6 protein-coding genes are annotated in these 20,778 nt (G+C 70.1%); 3 read left to right on the forward strand and 3 right to left on the reverse strand.

Features of this window, described 5'->3' with window-relative positions; all coding sequences use genetic code 11:
• The first annotated feature begins 51 nt into the window (after positions 1 to 51).
• Complete coding sequence (locus ABLG96_RS15845) at positions 52 to 681, forward strand: Pr6Pr family membrane protein (RefSeq protein ID WP_353648305.1); 630 nt, start codon at positions 52 to 54, stop codon at positions 679 to 681.
• 180 nt (positions 682 to 861) lie between these two features.
• On the opposite strand, the gene ABLG96_RS15850 is transcribed toward ABLG96_RS15845, so the two are convergent.
• Both ABLG96_RS15850 and ABLG96_RS15855 read right to left on the reverse strand, forming a co-directional pair.
• Entirely contained in the window at positions 862 to 2,106 is a 1,245-nt protein-coding gene (locus ABLG96_RS15850; protein ID WP_353648306.1) for an IS110 family transposase, read from the reverse strand.
• A 516-nt stretch (positions 2,107 to 2,622) separates the two neighbouring features.
• Positions 2,623 to 4,044 (reverse strand): NAD(P)H-quinone dehydrogenase, encoded by a 1,422-nt coding sequence (locus ABLG96_RS15855; protein ID WP_353648307.1) that lies wholly within the window; start codon positions 4,042 to 4,044, stop codon positions 2,623 to 2,625.
• Between the two features lie 91 nt (positions 4,045 to 4,135).
• Between ABLG96_RS15855 and ABLG96_RS15860 the strand changes: the two genes are divergently transcribed.
• Positions 4,136 to 4,630, forward strand: coding sequence for a gamma-glutamylcyclotransferase (locus tag ABLG96_RS15860; protein WP_353648308.1), 495 nt, complete (start codon positions 4,136 to 4,138; stop codon positions 4,628 to 4,630).
• 84 nt (positions 4,631 to 4,714) lie between these two features.
• Here the strand turns inward: ABLG96_RS15860 and ABLG96_RS15865 are convergent, their stop codons facing one another.
• Positions 4,715 to 5,941 carry an amidohydrolase gene (locus ABLG96_RS15865; protein WP_353648309.1) on the reverse strand — a complete coding sequence of 409 codons (1,227 nt, stop codon included), beginning with the start codon at positions 5,939 to 5,941 and terminating at the stop codon, positions 4,715 to 4,717.
• Between the two features lie 213 nt (positions 5,942 to 6,154).
• Between ABLG96_RS15865 and ABLG96_RS15870 the strand changes: the two genes are divergently transcribed.
• A complete protein-coding gene (locus ABLG96_RS15870; protein WP_353648310.1) occupies positions 6,155 to 20,716 on the forward strand; it encodes an LPXTG cell wall anchor domain-containing protein in 14,562 nt (4,853 codons plus the stop codon).
• Positions 20,717 to 20,778 lie beyond the last annotated feature (62 nt).

The following is a 20,778-nucleotide window of genomic DNA, read 5'->3' on the forward strand; positions in this document are numbered from 1 at the left end:
CCGTGTGCGACACTCATCTCCCCCATCTCTGCAGCCCGTCGGAGGCACTCCGTGCAGCGGTTGATCGCAGTGGTCCGGTTGCTCCTCGCGGCGCTGGAACTGGCCGCGGTGCTGACCCTGCTGGTGTCCGCGGTCCGCGGCTCCCGGGTGAGCAACCTGTTGTCGTACTTCACGATCGAGTCGAACATCCTGGCCGCGGTGATGCTGACGATCACCGCCGTCGTCGTGCTGCGTGGAGGATCCACCCTCGGACGAACGCTGACCCTGTGGCGCGGGCTCGCCACGTTCTCCATGGTCGCCACCGGCATCATCTACGTTGCATTGCTGCGCAACGTCGACGTGCAGACCGGCAGTGAGTGGACCAACACCGTCCTGCACTACCTGATGCCGATCGTGCTCCTGGTCGACTGGCTGATCACCCCGCGGGCCCGGATCGCACTCCGGACTGCAGCCTGGTGGCTGCTGTTCCCGTTGGCGTACTTCGCCTACAGCATGATCCGCGGCCCGATCGTCGACTGGTACCCGTATCCGTTCATGGATGCGCGGATCCACGCCGCCGGCGCAATCGCCGTGACGTTCGTCGTGCTCGGGGTCGGAATGGCCGCGCTGGCAGCGGTTCTCACCCTGTTGCCGTCCCCGGAGCCCGCGCGCGACCTCGCTGCGACAGACCAACAGATCTGAACGGTGATCCAGCGAACGGAGTGAGTCGAGGTCCCGTCCTGAACGCCCCGCCGAGGATCTGACAGGGTCTCGACGCGCTCGTTCCTCGCTTGCTCGACCAACGGAATGGGCGCTCGTCCCTCGCGTGCTCGACCAGCGTGGACACGGTGATCGAGTGCCCTGTGTCTACCCCCTGTGTGTTCAGGCGGTCTGTTGGTGGGTGAGGGCTTGTAGTGCGCCGTGCTTGGTGGGGTCGTAGGCCTCGTGGTTTTGCCAGCATCGCCAGATGATGAGGGTCCAGGCTCGGGCGAGGACGCGGATGGCGTGTGGGTGGGTGTGGCCGCGGTCGATCGCGTGTTGGTAGATGTCCTTTGCCCAGGGGTGGGCGTGGCGGGATCCGTCGGCGAAGTCGCACAGTGCGTCGCGTAGTTCGCGGTTGCAGGCGAAGCGGAAGCTGATGGTGGTGACTTTCCCGGACTGTCGGGTCGAGGGGACGACGCCGGCGAGGGCGGCCAAAGCGTCGGGGGTGGGGAAGCGGCCTCGGGCGTCGCCGATCTCACTGATCAGGCGGGTGATGCGCAGGGTTCTGACCCGGGGTAGGGACGCGAAGATCACCGCGTCTGGGTGCAGGGTGAGTTGCTGTGCGAGGTCTACTTCCAGGGCAGCGATCTGGGTGATCAGCGCTTGCAGGATCGCGATGTAGGCGCGGGTGGTGACGGCGTGGGTGGCGGCCTCGGGCCCGGTGATACCGCGGGCTGCGGTGGTGAGGCGGGTGTGCAGGTCCGCGGGCTCGGTTCCGCCGCTGTAGGACACGGAGGTGAGCCACCTGGCGAGTTTCTTTTCGGTGAGTGCGTCGGCGTCGGTTTGGGTGGTGAACTTGGTGAGGAACTGCAAGCTGATCGGTATGTCCAGCTTGCTGAAAAGTCCTGCGGCGCCTGGGAACACGAGTTGCAGGTGCGCGGCGAGTTGGTTGCACACCGCGATGCGGTGCGCGAGGAGGTTGCGGCGGGCACGGGTCGTGGTGCGCATCGCGACGGTCGCTGCGCTGTCCCGCTGCAGGGGTGTGCGCCTGGCCCGGTCGGTGCGGATCGTGTCGGCCAGGACGAACGCGTCGTACCGGTCGTCCTTGTTCCCGGCGGAGCGGTACCGCGAGCGCAGGTTCTTCACCTGCGACGGCGGGATCACCAGCACCGTGAGTTCGGCCTGCAGCAGCGCTTCGACCACTGGTCCGTCGCCGCGTTCGATACCGACCTCCTGCACACCGGCGGCGAGCAGGACCTTGATCAGCTGCCGCAGTCCGGGGGCATCGTGGGTGATCACGAACTGGTCGATCGCGGTGCCGGCCTCATCGATGATGCACACCGCGTGGTCGGTGCTGGACCAGTCGATCCCTGCCCATCGGCGGTCCTGGGCCCCTTCGGTCGAGGGTTGCGAAGTGGTAGTCATGTGTGGTTCCTCGCTGTTCGTAGCAGTGAGCAACACCCGGTGGTCCCGGGACGCACTAGCCGGTGGCTCATTGGTTGGCGCTCACGGCGCATAGCCCTGTAGCCGGTCTGGGCGTCCTGGGCCACCGGACCTCGCGAAACTCGATCGGGACCTCAACATCGGGTCTTGCGAACAATGGCGATGATCCGGTGGTACCAGGAGCTGTCGACACCATCCGGGCACCGACACCCACCATGGTGGATCAATGAGCGAACCCAGTGAGTCGAGGTCCCGTCCTGAACGCCCCGCCGAGGATCTGACAGGGTCTCGACGCGCTCGTTCCTCCCTTGCTCGACCAACGGAGTGAGTCGAGATCCCGTCCTGAACGCCCCGCCGCGGATCTGACAGGGTCTCGACGCGCTCGTTCCTCGCTTGCTCGACCAACGGAATGAGTCGAGATCCCGTCGTCGTCGACCAGCGTGAACTTCTGCTGATCGAGCGAGGAACGAGTCGAGATCCCGTCGTCGTCGACCAGCGTCAGGGATCGACCTTCGTCGAGTTGTCGCTCCAGAACATCAGCTGCCGGCCGAGCTCGGTGATGGATCCGGACAGCGACGGGTAGACGGAGAACGAGTACGCAAGATCCTTGGCGCGCAACCGGTTCTGGACGGCCATCGCGATCGGCAGGATCAACTCGGAGGCCTCGGGCGCGACCACCACGCCGCCCACCACCATGCCGGTCGGCTTGAGCACGATCAGCTTGACGAAGCCGCGGGTGACGCCTGCCATCTTGGCGCGCGGGTTGGTGGTCAGCGGGATCATCAGCGTGTGGGCGTTGGTCAGACCGGCGTCCACCTCGGTCTGGGTGACGCCGACGGTGGCGATCTCCGGGTGGGTGAACACGTTGGCGGACACCGTGTTCAGGGTCAACGGAGGGACACCCTCACCGAGTGCGTGCCACATCGCGATCCGGCCCTGCATCGCAGCGACCGATGCGAGCATCAGCACACCGGTGCAGTCGCCGGCCGCGTAGATCCCCGGTACCGACGTGCGCGAGACGCGATCGACGTCGACGAAACCGTTCTTGTTCGTCTCGATGCCGACCTTCTCCAGGCCGATGTCGCTCGTGTTCGGAACCGATCCCACCGTCATCAGGCAGTGCGAGCCCCTCACCTCGGCGCTGCCGGTGACGGTCACCACCACCTCGTCACCGTCGCGCCGCACGGACTCGGCCCGCGATTTCTTGACGAGCGTCGAGCCGCGGGAGGCGAAGACCTCCTCGATCACCGCGGCGGCGTCGGCGTCCTCGCCGGGCAGCACCCGATCACGGCTGGAGACGAGCGTGACCTTGGCGCCGAGCTCGGTGTACGCCGACGCGAACTCGGCCCCTGTGACACCGGAGCCCACCACGATCAGGTGCTCGGGCAGGGCCGGAAGGTCGTACACCTGCCGCCAGGTGAGGATCCGCTCGCCGTCGGGTTCGCAGCCGTCGACCACCCGCGGTGTCGCACCGGTGGCGATCAACACCACTTCGGCCTCCAGCGGGTACGGGTCGCTGCCGTCTACGGGCGTCACCTGCACGCGGTGCCGGGCGAGTCCCGTCTGCGAGTCGGCGAGCGCTGCCCGACCGTCGATCACGGTGACGCCCTCGCCGGTCAACCGGGCCCGGATGTCACCGGACTGCGCAGCGGCAAGACCGAGCACCCTGGCGTGCACAGCAGAGATGTCGACGCGGACCTGGGCCGGGTCGATGTCGATGCCCAGCGCGGGCGCCTCCATCACCGCAGTCCGGCCGCCCGCCGAGGCGATGAAGGTCTTGGACGGCATGCAGTCGTAGAGCACGCAGCTCCCGCCGGGCCCGATGTCCTCGACGAGGGTCACCTCGCCGCCGTACTGGGCTGCGACCAGCGCAGCCTCGTAGCCGGCCGGTCCGCCGCCCATGATCACGATCCGCGTCATGGTGCACCACGCTATCGGTTCGCCGGTGGTGTTCGGTTCGCCGTCTCGCCGGGCTCCCGCCGGAGCAGCCGGCGCCGGTTAGGCTCACCCCATGGCGTTGTACGCGGCCTATGGGTCGAACATGGATCCTGCGCAGATGCTGCAGCGGTGTCCGTCGTCCCCGATGGCCGGTACCGGCTGGCTCCCCGACTGGCGGCTGACCTTCGGCGGGGAGGACCTCGGCTGGGAGGGTGCGCTGGCCACCGTCGTCCCCGCCGACGAGCAGGATCCGGCAATCGACGACGATGCCGGACACCCGGCAGACAATGCGGTGTTCGTGGTCCTGTACGACCTGTCCGACCACGACGAACGCACGCTCGATTCGTGGGAAGGCGCAGATCTGGGGCTGTACAACAAGATCCGGCTCCGGGTACACACCCTGGAGGGCGACCGCCTCGCCTGGCTCTACGCCCTCGATGCGTTCGAGGGCGGCCTGCCGTCGGCCCGCTATCTCGGGGTGATCGCCGACGCTGCCGAGGCGGCGGACGCCCCCACGGAGTACGTCCGCAGCCTGCGACACCACGAGTGCCGCTCGATCGGCAACTGAGCCTCGCGCTCAGCCACTCACCCGCGCAGGCAACCCACCCGCGCAGGCAACCCACCCGCGCAGGCAACCCGTCCCACGAGGCGGTCAGGGGCCCCGGCGCGCGGCCAGCACGGTGTGCACCAACAGGCGGATGCCGGAGGCGATCGACCGCTCGTCGGCGGTGAACCCTGCCGAGTGCAGGTCGCACTGTTCCGACACGCCGTCCCACACCCCGAGTCTGGCCAGCGCCCCCGGCGCATGCTCGAGCAGATCGGCGAAGTCCTCGGCGCCGGTGGACTGCTCCGACTCCACCACCGAGTCGGGTCCGAGTCCGGCGAGCGCACCGGCCCGCAGCAGCGCGGTCGCGTAGGCGTCGTTGTCGACCGGTGGCACCCCGCGCTGGAAGTGCAGCTCGTACCCGACACCGGTCGGTGCGAGCAGCCCGGCGACGATGTCCGCAACGACCGCCTCGGCGCCCTCCCACGCCTCGCGGCGCATCAATCGCAGCGTGCCGCGCAGGGTGCCCTCCTGCGGGATCGCATTCGGCGCCTCCCCCGCGTGCACCGATCCCCAGGCGAGCACCGCCGCGGCACGCGGATCGAGCCGCCTGCTCAGCAGCAGCGGCAGGCCGGTGATCAGCAGACCGAGCGCGTTGACGACGTCGGCGGTCAGGTGCGGCCGCGAGGTGTGGCCACCGGGGCCGCTCACGCTGATCTCGATCTGGTCGGCCGTCGAGGTGATCGCGCCGACCCGCAGCCCGACCCGACCGGCCGGCACCTTGGGTTCACAGTGCACCGCGAAGACCCGGTCGACGCCGGCCATCCCGCCGGCGGCGATCACCTCACGGGCGCCCCCGGGCATCACTTCCTCGGCCGGCTGGAAGATCAGTCGAATGGTGCCGACCGGCTCGCCGAGCTCCGCCGCGTGCCGCAGCGCCAGGGCTGCGCCGAGCAGGACGGTCGCGTGTACGTCGTGCCCGCATGCATGTGCCACACCCGGGACAGTGGAGGCGAACGGCTGTCCGCTCGCCTCCCGCAACGGCAGCGCATCGATGTCAGCACGCAGCCCGATCACCGGCGCGCCGGTGCCGACCTGGGCGATCAGGCCGGTTCCGCGCGGTAGCCGGCGCGTCGGTACGGAGGCTGCAGTCAGACGCGCCTCGATCAGATCGGTGGTGCGGTGCTCCCGCCAAGCCAGTTCCGGGTGGCCGTGGATGTCCCGACGGATCGCAACCAGTGCCGGGAGGGTGCGGATGAGGAAGTCGTCCAACCACTCCGGTCCGCGACCGGATCCGGGGTCGGTGACCTGAACGGCCGTGTGCCAGCCAGGCATTTTGGACGCATCCGCACTGTTGGGCGCACGCGATGAGGAGTCGTTCACACTAATGGATGCTAGTAGGGCGCGTCTTGTTCACTCGAAGACCCACCGACTGGGGGACGCAGAGCGCTGCGACGATTGTGGTGTTCCGCCTTTCGTGTGACCATGACCCCAGACCCGCATCTTTTGGGTGATGCGCGCCGTCAGCATCGACGAGGGGTTCAGTTCATGAGTCGCCATTCCAGCACCGGCACGATCATCGGACGAGACGGCGCGAAGCGGACGCTGCTCACAGTGCTCATGCTGATCGCCGGGATCCTGACCATCACCACCTTGCCGAGCGTCGCCCCGCCGGCGGCGGCAGCGATCCAGCAGGACTTCGTGGCGTCGTTCAACGCCCAGCAGAACGGTGCAATCACCGTCACCGGCAACTCCCAGATGACCTGTCCCGCCGCCACGGCGTGCACGACCGCCCGGAACACCGTGCCGACGGCGAACCAGACCACCGGGAGCAACAACGACTTCGCCATGCAGTTCGTCGACAACGACGGCAACACCACCACGACCAACTCGACCAGTGCCGGCCTGACGCTCGCCGGTGGGTCCACCGTGCTGTACGCCAACCTGTCCTGGGGTGCGCGCCGCACGGCCGGCACCAGCGGTGTCGCAGCGACCGGCAATGCCAACCAGATCAAGTTCCGGGTGCCGGGGGGTGCCTACCAGACACTGACCGCCCCGCGCTCTGTCTCCTACCCGACTCTGAACGGCACGCCGTACAACTCGTCCCTGGACGTCACCGCTCTCGTCAAGGCAGCCGGGAACGGCACGTACTGGGCCGCGGACATCTCGGCCGCGACCGGGGCCGATCGGTACGCCGGCTGGTCGTTGACCGTCGTGTATCAGAATCCGGCCTTCCCGCTCCGCGACCTCCGCGTGTACGAGGGTTTCGCCGATGTCTCCAACGGAGCGCCCGTCACCATCCCGATCACCGGCCTGTTGACGCCCCCGGCAGGGACTGTCAATGCCTCAGTCGGATTTGTCGTGTGGGAAGGCGACGCCGGGTTTGCCGGCGACAGTGCGTCGCTCGTCAGCGCAGCCGGGGTGTCGAGTCCGCTCAGCGACGCCAGTCGGCCGACGGCGAACTTCTTCGACTCGGCGATCTCCGACCTCGGGACGAACCTGACCAACCGCGACCCGGCCTACGTGAACAACCTCGGGGTGGACATCGGCCGGGTCAACGCGAACGGTCTGATCCCCAACGGCGCCACCCAGACGAACCTGCAGCTGACCAGCAGCGGCGACGTCTACTACCCGACCCAGCTGACCACGCAGATCGACCTCTACACGCCGGCCTTCAACGCCATCTCCAAGACGGTCACCAACCTCAGCGGCAACTCCCCGGCACAACCCGGAGACACCCTCGAGTACCAGATCTCGTTCACCAACACCGGAGCGGACTTCGCCGACAACGCCGTCATCCGGGATCCGCTGCCCGCGGGCATCACCTACTCTCCCGGCACCTTGTCCGTCCTGACCGGCGCCAACCCCGGAGCAAAAACGGATGCCGCCGGGGACGACGTCGGCAGCTACGCAGCCGCCGCCCGTGAGGTCAGTTTCCGGGTCGGTACCGGCGCCACCGCCACCACCGGCGGCACCCTGGCACCGAACGCCAGTACTTCGGTGCGCTTCCGCGCGACTGTTGACCGGGCTGCCTCCGGCACCACCATCACCAACGTCGCGCTGCTCGACTACCGGGCCCGGGCGATCAACAAGGACTACACCTTCACGGGCAACGCCGTTGATACGCCGGTCCGCGAACTAGCCGACCTGGCTGTCACCAAGACGTCCAACCCGACGAGCCAGAACGCCGGCAACCAGGTCACGTACACGGTGACCGCGACGAACAACGGACCCAACGCCGCCGCCGGCGTGGTGGTCACGGACACGCTGCCGACCGGCGTCGACTATGTGGCGTCGAATCCACCCGCCGGCGTCACCTGCACCAACTCGGGCCGGACGGTGACGTGTACCGCGAGCACGCTGGCCAACGGCGCAACCCTCGTCATCCCGATCGTGGTGTCGATCCCCTCCGGGTCCGCCACCGGGTCGCTGGCCAACACCGCGACCGTCAGCGCCACCACCGCCGACGACGTCACGACCAACAACTCCTCTACCGCGACCACGACCGTCACCCGGCAGGCGGACGTCGCGTTGACGAAGTCCGGTACTCCGGCCAGCGCAGCCGCGGGCACCCAGGTCACCTACACCCTGACCGCCACCAACGCGGGCCCCTCGTCGGCGGCCGGGACCCAGATCGTCGACCAGCTCCCGGCCGGGGTCACCCTGGTCTCCGCCACCCCCAGTGCCGGCACCTGCACCACCGCCGGGACCACCGTCACCTGTGACACCGGCACGATCGCCGCGGGTGGCGCCGTGACGTCGACCCTGGTCGTCACGGTCAACGCCAACATCGCGGCGACGTCCGTCACCAACTCCGGGTCGGTCAGCACCACCACCCCGGAAACCGTCACCAGCAACAACTCCGCAGCCACCACCACCACCGTGACCCGCAGTGCAGACCTGCAGGTCACCAAGACCACCACCACCGACACCCCGTTCGTCGCCGGCCGGCCGGCCACCTTCGTGGTCGCCGTCCGGAACAACGGTCCGTCGGACGCCGCAGCCGTCACCATCAGCGACCCGGTACCGACCGGGTACACGGTCACCTCCCTTGCCAGCACCCTCGGCACCTGCTCGGATGCCGTCGGTACCACCGTCAGCTGCACGGTGGGCACCCTGGCCAGCGGCGCCACCGCAACCATCACCATCCGCGGCACCATCAGCCCGACGTTCGTGCCCGGCAATCTCAGCAATACGGCGTCCGCCGCCACCACCACCACCGACCCGACCGCCGGCAACAACAGCAGCACCCTCACCGTCGCGGTCGTCGCGTCCGCCGACCTGTCGCTCTCGAAGTCGGCCGACCCGGCCCAGATCACCTTCGGCTCCCCGGTCACCTACACGCTGGTCGTCACGAACAACGGTCCCTCCTCGAGCGCCGGGGTGGCCACCAGCGACCCGTTGCCGGCCGGGTTCGTGTTCATCTCGGGGACCAACTGTGTTGCGGCCGCCAACAACACCGTCACCTGCACGGTCGGCACCCTGACCGCCGGCGCCACCGCTACCCGCAGCTTCACCGTCAGCACGCCGGCGGGAGGCTCGGGCAACGTCACCAACACCGCGACGGTGTCGGCCACCACTCCGGATCCGACCGCGGCCAACAACTCCGCCAGCGCCGTCTCGAACGGGGTTGCCCAGTCCGACCTCTCGCTCACCAAGCGCACCGTGACCGCGACGCCAGTGTCCGGCGGCACCCTGGTCTACGAGCTGGTCGCCACGAACAACGGCCCGTCGTCGGCCACCGGTGTCGTCGTCACCGACACCCTGCCGGCCGGCATCAGCTACGCCTCGTCCACCGGCGCAGCCTGTACGCCGAACGGGCAGGTGGTGACCTGCTCCGTCGGCAACCTGGCCAACGGCGCTGCCGCCACCATCGAACTCACCACCAGGGTCGGCAACAACACCCGCCAGGCGATCACCAACAGTGCGACCGTCGCGGCCACGACCAACGACCCGACCCCGGCCAACAACACCGCCTCCAGCACGGTCACCGTGCAGGCGGTGGCCGACGTCGCGGTCACCCTCGTACCGCGGCAGACCACCGTCACCGCGGGTACCGTCGTGACCTACGACCTGCGGGTCGTCAACAATGGGCCGGCGACCGCGAACTCCGTGGTCATCACCGGCGCTGTGCCGCCCGGTCTGACGCCGGTCGCCGGCTCCTCCGGCGGTGCGTGCGTCGTCAGTGCCGGCACCGTGACCTGCAACGTCGGCAACCTGCCGCAAGGTCAGGTCATCCCGATCGCCTTCCAGGCCACCGTCGACGCCTCGACGCCGGCCGGCCCGATCTCCGGTTCCGCACGGGTCGGATCGACCACCTCCGACCCGGTCCCCGACAACAACGTCTCGAACGCGACCATCACGGTGGTCACCCGCGCGGACCTGGCCACCACGAAGACGGTGACCCCGACGACCCTGGTCGCCGGCAGCACCGCCACCTACGAAGTGACCGTGACCAACAACGGTCCCTCGGACGCTGTCGGAGCCACCCTCACGGACACCGTTCCGGCCGGTCTCACCCCCGGCACGCCGACCGCGTCCGTCGGTTCCTGCACCCTGACCGGGCAACGCGTCGACTGTTCGGTCGCCCGCTTGTCGACCGGGCAGGTGATGACCGTCCGCATCCCGGTGAGCGTGCCGACGGACGCGTCCGGGACGATCAGCAACACCGCCACCGCGGCATCCGCCACCACCGATCCCGATGCCACGAACGACGCGGCCACCCGGACGTCGACCGTTGACCGCAGTGCCGATCTGCAGCTGCAGATGGTTCCGGACGCGACCGGCGTCGTCGCAGGAACCACCGTCACCTACACGTTGACGGTCACCAACGCGGGTCCGTCGATCGCGGCGGGCTCCGCCGTCACGGACACCCTGCCCGCCGGGCTGACCGTTCTCCCCGGAGGACTCTCGACCTCGGGCGGCACCTGCACCGCCTCGACCGACCGCACCGGGGTGAGTTGCGACTTCGGCACCATCCCGGCCGGCGAATCCCGGGTCGTGGTGATCGAGGCGCTGGTCGCGAGCGGCACCGCTGCCGGCACGGTCCTGACCAACCGCGCCTCGGTGTCCGGCACCACTGCGGACCCGACCCCGGCGAACAACACGGCATCGGTGGACGTCACCGTCACCACGTCCGCAGATCTCCGGGTGACCAAGGCGCCGGCGAGCGACACCCCGGAGGCCGGTACGCAGCACGGATACACCGTGTCCGTCACCAACAACGGCCCGTCGCTGTCCCGTGGCGTGGTGCTGACGGACCCACTCCCGACCGGGACGACGTACGTCTCGGCCATCTCCAGCAGCGGCAGCTGCACTGCCGTCGACGGTGCGATCCGTTGCGCCATCGGCGATCTCGCGGCCGGGGCATCGGCAACGGTGCAGATCACCGTCCAGCTCGGTGCCGCACTCGGCGGCCGCATTCTGACCAACGCCGCATCCGCCACGTCCGCCCCCTCGACCGGTGCGGCCACCCCGGACCCCACCCCCGCGAACGACTCCTCGACGGTGTCGCAGATCGTCAGCGCGCGGTCGGACCTTTTGCTGACCAAGACGATCACCAGCGGCCCGGTGGTCGCCGGTCAGGACGTGACCTACCGGGTCACCCTCGCGAACCGGGGACCGTCCGACGCCGCGAACGCCTACATCAACGACGCGGTCCCTGCCGGCACCACCTACCAGTCGGCGACCGCCTCCGGTGGTGGCAGCTGCAGCACCGTCGGCGCCGGGTCCGACCTGGTGATCGGCTGCACCTGGGACACGATCCCGAACGGCGCGACCCGGACCGCGGACATCACCTTCCGGGTGCCCGCCGACCTCGCCGCCGGTGGCACGGTGACGAACACCGTGACCGGCGGGTCCGACAGTTCGGACCCGACCCCGAACACCGCCACCGTCCCGGGCACCGTCACCTACACGGCCGACCTGGTCACCACCAAGACCCTGCTGTCCGGTCAGCCGGTGGCGGGTGGGCCGGTGCGCTGGCAGATCACCGTCGTGAACAACGGACCGTCGACCGCCCGCGCCGTCACCACCACCGACACCGTTCCGGCCGCTCTGGTCGGCACCACGGCGCAGGGCCCGACGACGGAGTCCTGCACCGTGACCGGGCGGGACGTCGCCTGCACGCTGGGCGACCTGGCTCCGAACGCCTCCGTATCGGTCGTGGTGGCCGGAACGCTCAGCGCCGACTTCGGCGGCGACACGCTCGCCAACACCGCCACCGCCGCGACGACCACCCCCGAGAGCGCCACCGACAACAACACGTCGACCTCCACCACCCCGACCGCGACCCAGGCCGATCTCTCGATCAGCAAGACCGGGGCCCCGACCGCCCTGGTGGCAGGCAGCACAGTCACCTGGACGATCACCGTGACCAACGCCGTCGGTCCGTCGACGGCGTCCGGTGTGGTGGTCACCGACGTGATCCCGGCCGGGGTGTCGGCCGTCAACGGCACCGTCCCCGGCGGCACCTGCGCCGTCACCGAGGGGACCCTGCGCTGCACCGTCGCCTCCCTCGCGGTCGGAGCCTCGGCGGTCGTCACCCTCACCGGGACCGTCGGTTCCGGCTACACCGGTAGTGCCCTCTCGAACACGGCCGGGGTCACCGCGGACACCCCGGATCCCGACCGATCCAACGACTCTGCATCCAGCAGCAACGCGGTCGGCCGCTCCAGCGACGTCGCAGTGATCATGACCGGCCCGGCAACGGCTGCCCCCGGCAGCCAGGCGACCTGGACCATCGTGGTCCGGAACGACGGCCCATCGGACGCCACCGACATCCGGCTCACCGACACGCTGCCGGCCGGCGTGCTGGGCGTCAGCCTGGTCGGGCCATCAGGATCCTGCCCCGTCACGGACAGGACGGCGACCTGCTCCCTGGGCGCCCTGGCCGCCGGCCAGTCGGTCACGCTGACCCTGCGCGCCACCATCGATCCCGACGGTGGCGGCACCCTGGTGAACTCGGTCGCCGTGACCAGCGGCACTGCGGATCCGACCCCCGCCAACAACTCCGCCTCGGTCACCACCACGCTGGTGGCGGCGGCCGACCTGTCGATCGTCAAGGACCAGATCGGCTCGGCCGTCGCCGGCCGCACCGTGAGCTGGGTGCTGACGGTCGACAACCAGGGCCCCTCGACCGCCCGGAACGTCGTCGTCACCGACACGGTGCCCACCGCCGTCACCGGTGTCGCGGCCAGCGTGGCGGGCGGCGAGACCTGCACGGTCACCGGGCAGCAGATCTCCTGCACGGTGGCCACTCTCGCACCCGGCCTCCCCGACCAGATCACCGTCACCGGCACACTGGCCGCGGACTACACCGGCAGCACGCTCTCCAACACGGCCACCGTCGGCAGCGACACCCCGGACGGCGACGCGACCGACAACACCTCCACGGCGATCGAACCGGTCTCCCGCTCCGCCGATCTGAGCATCGGCAAGGCCATCACCTCCGGCCCGCCGATCGCCGGTACCCAGGTGCACTACCTGATCGACGTCGTCAACGACGGGCCCTCGGTCGCCACCTCCGTCTCGGTGACCGACCCGCTGCCTGCCGAAGTGATGAACGCCACGGCCACCGTCACCGCCGGGGGCAGCCCTGGCAGTTCGTGCACGGTCGCGGCCGGAACCATCTCCTGCGACCTGGGCGGCGTCGCCGTCGGCACCACCGTGACGATCGACGTCACCGGCACCCTGGCGCAGAGCGTCGGTGACAGGCTCAGCAACACCGCCACGGTCTCCTCTTCCGTGCCGGACCCGGTGGGCGCCAACAACACCTCCACCGCCACCGCGACCATCGGCGAGTCGGCCGACCTGGCGCTGACCATCACCGGACCCGGCCGTGCCGTCGCCGGCGCCGACATCAGCTGGTCGATCGTCGTCACCAACAACGGCGGGTCCAACGCCCGTGGGGTCGTGCTCAGCGACCTGATCCCGGCCGGCGTGGGGAACGTCGTCGTCACCCTGCCCGGCGGGGTCGTCTGCGACGACCCGGCCCGCTGCGTTCTCGGCACCCTGGCCCCCGGCGAGTCCGTGACCATAACCGTTGGCGGCCGACTGTCCGCCGCATACTCCGGCAGCTCGGTGACCGATCAGGCCTCGGTGGCCGCGAGCACCCCGGACCCCGACGATCGCAACAACTCGGATTCCACCGTCGCCGAGATCGACCGGGTGGCGACCTTCGGGGTGACCAAGGCAGCCGAACCGACGACGCTGGTCCCCGGCCGTCCTGCCACCTACACGATCACCGTCACCAACGACGGACCGTCGGACGCCCCTGCGTCGCTGCTCTCGGACGCGTTGCCCGACGGCCTGACGGTGCGCGCACCCGGCGTGACCACCACCCAGGGGTCCTGCACGCCGGTGGGACGGCAGCTGGACTGCACCCTCGGCACTCTCCCCGCCGGCTCGACCGCAACGATCACCGTCCCGGTGTCTGTCGATCCCGCTTTCACCGGGAGCAGCATCCTCAACCAGGCCATCGCCACCAACCCGTACGGCCCCAGCGCCACCGGGTCCATCGAGAGTGCCGTGACGCCGCTGGCCGACCTCACCGTGACCAAGACCGGGCCGGCCACCGTCACCGCCGGATCCCCGCTCGGCTGGACCATCAAGGTCGACAACAGTGGACCTTCGACGGCGCGTGGGGTCGTACTGGTCGACACCCTGCCGGCCGGCGTCGGCGACGTGGACGTCACCGCATCCCAGGGCAGCTGTGTCGTCACCGACCGCGAGATCCGGTGCACCATCGGTGATCTCGCCGCCGGCGACATCGCCAGCGTGCGGGTGACCATCGACGGGGTTCTCGATCCGTCCTTCACCGGGACGTCTCTGGTCAACACCGCCCGGGTGAGTTCGACGACGCCGGAACCCGCCGGCGTCGATCCCGGCGATCCGACCGAGGGTGGCCGGCGGTCCGCCACCACCACCGCCGTGCGACAGTCCGCCGACGTGCAGCTGTTCAAGGTCACCGACCTCACCGGGGTCGCGCCGGGTGAGGCCGTGGACTGGAGCATCATCGTCCGCAACAACGGGCCCTCGACGGCGCGTGATCTGGTGGTCATCGACACGCTGCCCGCGGGCCTGTTGGACCCGGAGTTCACCGCTCCGAACGGCATCACCTGCACCGCCGCCGGGGTCTGCGACTTCGGTGATCTGGCGCTCCTCCCAGGCGCGGACAACCAGGTCACCATCACGGTGTCCGGCACCGTCGACCCCGACGCCACCGGGTCTCTCATCCGCAACTCCGCCGACGTCGAGGTCGCGGACGATGCCATCGATCCGACCCCGGATCCGATTCCCGGCAACAACACCGACGAGTCGGCAATCGCACTCGCCGCGGTGGCCGACGTGTCGGTGACCAAGGCGAACGGCCCCGGCCCCGTCCTGGCCGGTGGACCCGTCAGCTGGACCGTCGTGGTCACCAACAACGGGCCTTCGACGGCGCGCGACGTCGTGGCGACCGACACCCTCCCCAGCGGAGTCAGCGGCGTCGAGGTCGACGGCGGCGCGCCGGGGACCTGCGACGTGACCACCGCGGAGATCATCTGCACCATCGGCGATCTCGCCCCCGGTTCTGCTGCCGCCGTGACGCTCACGGTGACGGCGACGGTGGATCCGGGTCGGACGGCGGACCTCACCAACGTGGTCTCGGTGGTCGGCGACACCGGTGCCTACACCGATCCCGACACCGCGAACAACACCGCCACGGTCGACACCGAGATCGGCACCAGCGCCGATCTCGCCGTGGTCAAGAGTGGTCCCCCATCGGTGACCGCCGGGGGCCGGATCACCTGGACCCTGCGGGTCGCCAGCAAGGGCCCGTCGGTCGCCACCGACGTCACCCTCACCGATCTGGTCCCGAACTATGTCTCCGACGTGACGTTCGACGCCCCCGACGGAGTGAGCTGCCCGGCCGGCGTCTGCGCGCTGGGCGACGTGGTCCCTGGCGCCGACATCACCGTCACCGTCACCGGAACCGTCGACCCGGACCGGCGGGCCGACGTGGTCAACACTGCCACCGTTGCCTCATCCACACCCGACCCGCAGGCTGCCGACAACTCCGACACCGAGACGACCGGGGTCGACATCTCCTCGGACGTCCAGATCTCCGTGGACGCCGTCACCACGTCGGTCTCACCCGGCGAGCGGGCTGCCTGGACCGTCACCGTGCAGAACAACGGTCCGTCCTCCGCCCGTGGTGTCACTGTCGTCGACACCCTGCCGGCCGGGCTGACCGGCGAGCAGTTCACCGCCCCGAACGGCGTCACCTGTGAGCTCGTTGGCCGCGTGCTGTCCTGCGACTTCGGCGCCCAGGTTCTGGATCCCGGCGCCGGTAGTGCGCTGCAGATCACGGTGAGCGGCGTCGTCCCGTCGGACACCACGGCGACCGAGGTCGTGAACTCCGCGACCGTGTCGAGTGTGACGCCGGATCTGAACGAGGAGAACGACACCGCGTCGGCATCCGTGTCGCTGGTGCCGTCGGCCGACCTGTCCGTCGTCAAGACCGGGCCCAGCGGACCGGTGACCGCCGGTGAGTCCATCAAGTGGACGATCACGGTGACCAACGACGGCCCGGCGACCGCCCGCGGGGTGACGGTCACCGACACGCTGCCCGCCGGTGTCAGCGGCATCGCCTTCGCCCCGTCTGCCGGCTCCTGCACCACCGCAGGGGTCTGCACGCTGGGCGCGATCGCCGCGGGGCGTACCGCGACGGTCGTCGTCTCGGGAACCGTCACCGCGGACTACGCGGGCGACGCGGTCACCAACGTCGCTGTCGTGGACGCTGACACCGCGGATCCGGTCGGCGGCAACAACTCCTCCAGTGTCGACACCGACGTCGACGCGCTGGCGGACCTGACGATCACCAAGCTCGGGCCCGACACGGTGGTCGCCGGTGGGACCATCGAGTGGACCATCACCGTCACCAACGACGGATCGTCGCTGGCCCGGTCGGTCCGGGTCAACGACCTCACCCCCGACGGTGTCTCCGGGATCCTCTTCACCCCGAGCGTCGGCACCTGTGCGGATGCCCTGTGCGCACTGGGCGACCTGGCGCCGGGGGCGTCCGCGACCATCACCGTCACCGGCACCGTCGACCCCGACACCATCGGACGCATCGAGAACATCGCCTCGACGACCTCGGACACCCCGGACGAGGATCCGTTCGACCAGGCCACCGCGATCACCGACGTCACCGGCAGCGCCGACCTGGCGCTCACCAAGACGGTCGGCCCCGATCCGGTGGTGCCCGGTCAGCCGGTCACCTTCACCCTGACGGCCACCAACGCCGGTCCGTCGGTCGCCCGCGACGTGGTGTTCACCGACGTGGTGTCGGCCGACGTCACCGATCCCACCGCGACCGGCATCGGCGCGGTGTGCAGCACGGCCCCCGCCGGCGACGGCGCCACCCTGGTCACCTGCACCGCCACCGATCCGCTGGCCGACGCCGGCACCCTGACGGTGACGATCACCGGCATCCTGGCCGCCGATGTCGACCCCGGCACGCTGTCCAACACCGCGTCGCTCGCTTCCGGCACACCGGATCCGCGCTCCGGCAACAACACGGCAACGGTCGGTGCCACCACCGCGACCGCCGATCTCACCGTGCGCAAGACGGCGGACGTCGCCGAGGTCGGACCCGCCGGGACGATCAGCTGGACTGTCGAGGTCAGCAACGCCGCCGACGCCCAGGGCCCGGCCCGCTCCGTGGTGCTCACCGACACCCTGCCCGCCGGCGTGGACGTCACCGCCGTGACAACCTCCGCCGGCACCTGCGACCCCGTCGACGGACGATCGCTGAGCTGCCTGCTGGGCACCATCACGCCCGGAAGCACCGTCATCGTCACCATCACCGCCACCGTCGACGACCGGCGGACCGGCACCCTGGTCAACACCGCCACCGCGCTGTCCCCCGACGAGGGGGTGCCGGCCGACAACACCGACCGGCTCGACGTTCCTGTCACCCCGACGGCGGACCTGTCGTTCACCAAGACGGTCTCCCCGGATCCCGTCGTGCCCGGCGCCAAGGTGGTATTCACGTTGACCGCCACCAACGACGGCCCGTCCCCGGCAGACGACGTCACCTTCACCGACCTGGTGCCCGGCACCGTCACCCACGTGACCGCTGCCGGCGCCGGAGTCACCTGCACCGAGACCCCGCAGGGCGCCAGCACGTTGGTCTCCTGCACCGCCACCGGCCCGCTGGCCGACGGGGGCACTCTCGTCGTCACCATCACCGGAACCCTCGACGACGACGTCGGTCCCGGCGCACTGGCCAACTCCGCGTCGGTGTCGACCAGCACGGCGGACCCGGACCTCGCGAACAACCAGGACACCGTCGGCACCGTCACCGCGACCGCCGACCTGTCCGTCACCAAGACCGCCGACGTCCCCGAAGTCCGGCCCGGCGGCACCATCGTCTGGACCATCGAGGTCAGCAACGCCGCCGACGCGCAGGGCCCGGCCCGCGCCGTCGACCTCATCGACACCCTGCCCACCGGCATCGACGTCACTTCGGTGACACCCTCTGCCGGCACGTGTGCACAGGTCGAGGGACAGTCGCTGGTCTGCTCGCTCGGGTCCATCGCCCCCGGAGCGACGGTCACCGTCACCGTCACCGCGACCGTCGACGACCGCCGCACCGGCAGCCTCACCAACAATGTCGTCGTCAGCTCCCGCGACGACATCGACGGCGCAGGTGCGCCCGTCCAGGCGATCACCCCGGTCACCCCGACCGCCGACCTGTCACTCACCAAGACGCTCACCCCGGATCCCCTGGTGCCCGGCGAGGACGTGACGTTCACCCTGACCGCCACCAACAACGGCCCCTCGCCCGCCGAGGACGTCACCTTCACCGACGTGGTCGCCGGCACCGTCTCGGGCGTCACCACGGACGACCACGGCGTGATGTGCAGCACCGCACCGGCCGGCGACGGCGCCACCGTGGTCACCTGCACCGCGACCGATCCGCTGGCCGACGCCGGCACCCTCGTCGTCACGATCACCGGCACCCTGGACGCCGACGTCGACCCCGGCGCGCTGTCCAACACCGCGGCGGTCGCCTCGGCGACCTTCGACCCGACGTCCGCGAACAACGCCGCCACCGCCGGCGCTGCCACTGCCACCGCTGATCTGACGGTCAGCAAGACCGCCGACGTCACCGAGGTCCGGCCGGGCGAGGCCATCACCTGGACCGTCACCGTGCGCAACGCCGTGGACGCGCAGGGTCCGGCCCGCTCGATCGTCCTCACCGACATCCTGCCCGCCGGCATCGAGGTCACGAGCGTCACGGTCGGCCCCGATACCGCAGGCAGCTGCGACCCGGTCGACGGCAGGCCACTGGTCTGCACGCTCGGCTCGCTGGCCCCAGGGGCAGCCGTGACGGTCACCGTCACGGCGACGGTCGACGACGACCGGACGGGCACGCTCGCCAACAGTGCGTCTGCGGTGTCGCCGGACGAGAGCGATCCGCGGGACAACACGGTGACCCTGGACGTCCCGGTCACCGACAGTGCGGACGTGTCGCTCACGAAGTCGGTCTCCCCGGACCCGCTGGTGCCGGGCGGCCCGGTCAAATACACCCTCACCGCGACGAACGCGGGTCCGGCAACAGCCCGCGACCTGGTGTTCACCGACGTCGTCGCCGGCGTAGTCGACGTCACCCACGCCGGCGGTGCCGGGGTGGAGTGCAGCAGTACACCGCAGGGTGACGACACCGTCGTGACCTGCACCGCGATCGGGCCGCTGGCGGACGCCGGCAGCCTGGCGGTCACCATCACCGGCACCCTGGACCCCGCGGCGGAGCCGGGTGAGGTGTCCAACACCGCTGCCGTCACGTCCAGCACCGCCGACCCCGACACCACGAACAACACGGCGACGGTCGGGGCCGAAACCGCACAGGCCGACCTGTCGGTCACCAAGACGGCGAACGTGGATGCGGTCCTGCCGGGCGGCGACATCACCTGGACGATCGTGGTCCGCAATGCGGATGACGCGCAGGGTCCGGCGCGGTCCGTGCTGCTCACCGATGCCCTGCCCGAGGGTGTCGACGTGAGCGGGGTCGAGGTGAGCGGGGCGCAAGCCTCCGCCGGCTGCTCCGACGTCGACGGCCGGTCGCTGGTGTGCTCGCTGGGGTCCATCGCCCCGGGAGCCGCCGTGACCGTCACCGTCACCGGCACGCTCGGAGACCGGGCCGGCGGATCGCTGGTCAACACCGTCGGCGTCCTCTCTCCGGACGAGGCTGCGCCGGCGGACAACGTGGCCACCGTCAGCACTCCCGTCACACCGGCGGCCGACCTGGTGATCACCAAGACCCCGGCCACCGATCGCGTCGTCGCAGGCGGCAGGCTCGACTGGACCATCACCGTCCGCAACGACGGACCGGTGGATGCGCCGGACGTGCAGATCACCGACGAGCTGCCGGCCGGCCTGACCGTCGACACGGCCGCGCTGCCGGACGGGTGTGCCGCTGTCGACGTCCACACGGTGCGCTGTTCGCTCGGCACCGTGCCGGACGGGACTACGCGCACCATCGTGCTCCGGACGGTGGTGGACGCAGGCTTCTCGGGTGCGATCGAGAACACGGCCGTCGTGCTCGGCGGAGTGGCGGACCAGGATCCGGCATCCAACACAGCCGTCGGCGACGCCGTGGTCGAGGCTGCGGTGCCGCCGACCACTACGGTTCCGACCGTTCCGACTGTTCCGACCACCGTGCCGACGGGGCCGACCACCGTTCCGACGGGGCCGACCACGGGGCCTACAGGTACGACCACGGTGCCAACAGGTACGACCACGGTGCCAACGGGTACGACCACGGTGCCAACGGGTACGACCACGGGGCCTGCGACCTCGGTGCCCACAGCAACGGTGCCCACCTCGGTACCCACAGGGACGGTACCCACAGGAACGTCAGCCCCCACCGGCACCACGGCGCCGGCAGTTCCGACGACTGGACCGACGACCGCACCGACGACCGGGCCCAGCAGTCCCACGCCGCCGGGTGAACTGCCGAACACCGGCGCTCCGGTCACGTCCCTGTTGTGGTGGGCATTGGGTCTGCTGTTGGCCGGAGCCGGACTGGTGCTCCTCCAGCGCAGGAGGCGCCAGTCTTGATGGGCCGCTGACCGGTGAGGCTCCACCTGAGGAGTCCGCACGCTGGCGCACGCCGCTCCCGC

This window comes from Nakamurella sp. A5-74 (assembly GCF_040438885.1).
GTDB lineage: Bacteria > Actinomycetota > Actinomycetes > Mycobacteriales > Nakamurellaceae > Nakamurella.

What these genes read in the sequence shown, in the direction of transcription:
- ABLG96_RS15865 (WP_353648309.1), bottom strand. Translation starts at nt 5,941, where the DNA reads ATGCCTGGCTGGCACACGGCCGTTCAGGTCACCGACCCCGGATCCGGT.
- ABLG96_RS15860 (WP_353648308.1), top strand. Translation starts at nt 4,136, where the DNA reads ATGGCGTTGTACGCGGCCTATGGGTCGAACATGGATCCTGCGCAGATG.
- ABLG96_RS15870 (WP_353648310.1), top strand. Translation starts at nt 6,155, where the DNA reads ATGAGTCGCCATTCCAGCACCGGCACGATCATCGGACGAGACGGCGCG.
- ABLG96_RS15850 (WP_353648306.1), bottom strand. Translation starts at nt 2,106, where the DNA reads ATGACTACCACTTCGCAACCCTCGACCGAAGGGGCCCAGGACCGCCGA.
- ABLG96_RS15855 (WP_353648307.1), bottom strand. Translation starts at nt 4,044, where the DNA reads ATGACGCGGATCGTGATCATGGGCGGCGGACCGGCCGGCTACGAGGCT.